Here is a 3,403-nt window from a genome sequence, read left to right as displayed (position 1 = left end):
CATTGACCAACGGCGAGGTGCTACCGGCCAGCACCGTCGTCGTGGGTATCGGCGCCCGCCCCAACGACACCTGGCTGTCGTCGTCGGGACTGCTCATCGACGACGGTGTGGTGTGCGACGAGTATTGCCGTGCAGTCGATCACAGCGATGTCTTCGCGGTGGGTGACGTCGCCCGTTGGCATCATCCGCGGCATCGTGAAGATGTCCGGGTGGAGCACTGGACCAACGCCTCGGAGCAGGCGGCTTGTGTCGCCCACAACATCCAGCACCCCGATGAACTGCACCCCTATGCACCGACGGAGTACGTCTGGAGCGACCAGTACGACTGGAAGATCCAGATCGCCGGGCGGCCGGGTCGAGCCGAACTGCTGCAGCTGATCGGCAACTTGCACGGTGAGAAGCCGCGTGCTGCAGCAATTTACAGCGACGACAGCGGGCTGATCCGAGGCGCCGTGACCGTCAACTGGCCAAAGGCCATCTTGATATGCCGCAGACTGATCGGCGCTGAGACCACCGCCGCGGCGGCTCTGCACGAACTCGAACAGTTGCCGCAGGCCGCTGCCACGGCGCCCGCCCGGCAGTAAGCATCTCCGGTCGCGTGAATCGCTGTCAGGAGGCCGCAGGGGTGACCGAACCAAACGATGTCGTCGCTGCACGTGAATACGGGCCCGTACCGCAGTATCCGATCGAATCGGTCGACAACGCGTTGCGTGCGTTGATGATGTTGGTTGAGCGGTCCGAGATCCGGCTCACCGAGGTCAGCAGTCATCTTTCGGTAGCCAGTTCGACGGCTCACCGCCTCCTCGCGATGTTGGCCTACCGCGGACTGGTTCGCCAGGATCCGCAGACAAAGGCGTATCGGTCCGGTCCCAGCCTCCACTTGTTGGCCTTCAGCGTGGTTGGTCGCCTCGACATCCGGGTCCGTGCGAGGCCTGTCCTGGAGAAATTGAATGCGGATCTGCGGGAAACGGTGCACCTGGGGCGACTGGACCGCACGCAGGTAGATTTCGTTGACTCCATCGAAAGTTCTCAGGCGCTGCGGGTTTCGGCTCGCCTGGGCGCGGCGATGCCGGCTCATTGCACGTCGACGGGCAAGGCGCTGCTGGCTGCGCTCACTGACGAGCAGCTTGACGCGCTGTATCCCGATCCCGATCTTGCCCAGCTGACACGGCACTCCATCAAGTCCAAGAAATCGTTGAAATCTGAGCTCGACACCGTGCGTCGTCGTGGATTCGCCACCAGCGACGAGGAGGGTGAGGAAGGCGTCGTCTCGATGGCGGTGCCCCTGCGGGGCGGCTCGTTCGCGCTCGCTGCGTCCGTACCCGTGAGCAGGATGGACACCGACTTTCGCGACGTCGTTCTGGAGAATCTGCGCGCCGCCAAAGCTGAGATCGATGAACTACTACCGTGATTGATCCCCGAACGGAGTGAACATGTCGCAACGGCTCGAGTTGACCTACGGTGGGGAGTTGTACGATCGCACCTGGCGCCTGTACACCGGGGAGGTACAGCCCGAAGGTATGCGCCTACGTTACTTGCACACAGCTATCGAAGACTTGTTCTGGCGTCAGGGCAAGTATGCCGAATTCGACGTCGCTGAATATTCGATGGGTGCCTATCTGGCGACCCTGAAGAACCCCGACAGGACTTTTGTCGCCCTGCCGATCTTTCCGTCTCGCGCCTTCCGGCACGCTTCGGTCTATGTCAACGCCGACGCAGTCGTGTCACAACCTGCGGATCTGGCGAACACGACGGTCGGTACCCCGGAGTGGAGCATGACGGCTTCATTGTGGATGCGCGGCATCCTCGGCGAACACTACGGCGTTGATTTGACGTCGATTGACTGGCGGACAGGGGGTTTGGAGGAGGCCGGGCGACAGGAGAAGGCGCCCGTCCTTCCTCCGCAGGTCTTCCGGGTGAGCCATATCGGCGACGACGACACGTTGAGCAACCAACTGTTACGGGGTGACCTCGACGGGTTGATCACTGCCCGAGCTCCGCAGGCTTTCTTACAGGGTGACCCGCGTATCAAACGGCTGTGGCCGGATTTCTGCAGCGCGGAACGGGCGTATTTCGAAGCCACGGCGATCATCCCGATCATGCACGTTGTCGTGGTCAGGCGGGCGCTCCTCGCCGCTCACCCCTGGCTCGCCAACAATCTGGTCGATGCGTTCGAGACGGCTCGCAGGCCCGTCCAGCGCGATCTGCTCGATACCGCGGTGTGCACGAGCAGCTTGATATGGGAGTCCGCCTACGCAGAAGAGGAAGCCGCCGTGCTCGGCGATCCCTTCCGATATGGAGTGGCCGATAATGCGGTCACCCTGCAAGCGCTGTTGAACTATGCCCATCAGCAAGGATTCACCGACCACCTGCTCGGCTACGAGGAGGTCTTCGCTCCGTCGACGCTGAGCTCGGCGCGGATCTGAGGGAATCAGGCCACGTTCAAACCCAACATTGTGACCGCTGTCCGCGAAGCAACCGACTCAGTAACCGACGCCGGCAGATCTGCTGCGAAGAGCGCCGCACCCGCAGGTCGTTCGGCGATGACAAACGGGTAGTCGGTGCCGACGGCAACACGGTCAGCACCGACGCGGGCCATCAGTGCGGTCACGGCGGCGGGATCGAAAACAAGCGAGTCGTAATAGAAACGATCGGCATACGAGGATGGCCGGCCGCTGGTACCGGCCGCGTCCGGAACACACTCCCAGATGCGGTCGATCCGTGGCAGCAGTGCCAGGAATGCGCCGCCGCCGTGCGCGAGCAGGATCTTGAGGTGTGGATGACGGTCGAGGACACCGCCCATCACCAACGACGCCGCCGCAGCCGCGGTTTCAGCTCCCATACCGATCGAATTCACCAGTCCGTGTTTCTTGAGCCGATCGGCGCCAAGCATGTTCCATGGGTGCACGAAGATGAGCGCACCCGTTTGTGCGCAGGCGGCGAAAAAAGGGTCGAGTTCGGGGTCATCGAGATTGTGGTCGCCGACGTTCGACCCGACCTCCACACCGGACAACTTGAGATCCTCGACGATGTCGACCACCATCTGGGCTGCCCGCGCAGGATCCTGCAACGGCACGGTGCCGAGTCCGGCGAATCGAGACGGGTGATCACGGGCCACACCGGCGATCCACTCGTTCTGGACTCGCGAGAGGTCCGCCACGCCGTCGGCGTTCAACCCGTAGGAGAAGGTGATGGGAATGGGCGAGATCACCTGCATGGAAACACCATCGGTGTCCATGTCCTCCAGTCGCCGGGCTGGGTCCCAACAGTGATCCGTGATCGACCGGAAATGCCGGCCACCGAGGAGGATGTCCGCCGTGCATGGGCCGGTCTCGACCAGTTCTGGCCATGAGCCGGCGAATCGTCGTCCGAAGTTCGGCAAGTCGCGCGGTAGGCCGTGGGT

4 protein-coding genes are annotated in these 3,403 nt (G+C 62.8%); 3 read left to right on the top strand and 1 reads right to left on the bottom strand.

Going from position 1 to position 3,403, the window contains the following annotated elements; translation table 11 throughout:
- The 3 genes from AC2VOU_RS19135 to AC2VOU_RS19125 all read left to right on the top strand — a co-directional run.
- On the top strand, positions 1–584 hold a 584-nt coding region (locus tag AC2VOU_RS19135; protein WP_486958774.1), incomplete at its 5' end, for an FAD-dependent oxidoreductase.
- Between the two features lie 41 nt (positions 585–625).
- Entirely contained in the window at positions 626–1,411 is a 786-nt protein-coding gene (locus tag AC2VOU_RS19130; protein ID WP_486958773.1) for an IclR family transcriptional regulator, read from the top strand.
- 22 nt (positions 1,412–1,433) lie between these two features.
- A complete protein-coding gene (locus tag AC2VOU_RS19125) occupies positions 1,434–2,426 on the top strand; it encodes a substrate-binding domain-containing protein (protein WP_486958772.1) in 993 nt (330 codons plus the stop codon).
- 5 nt (positions 2,427–2,431) lie between these two features.
- On the opposite strand, the gene AC2VOU_RS19120 is transcribed toward AC2VOU_RS19125, so the two are convergent.
- Positions 2,432–3,403, bottom strand: a 972-nt coding sequence (locus AC2VOU_RS19120; protein ID WP_486958771.1) for an amidohydrolase family protein, incomplete at its 5' end; no start/stop codon positions are given.

Source organism: Mycobacterium sp. TH-M25 (assembly GCF_057473665.1).
Note: the sequence above shows the minus strand (reverse complement) of the source record. Positions and strands in the feature narration are given on the sequence as shown.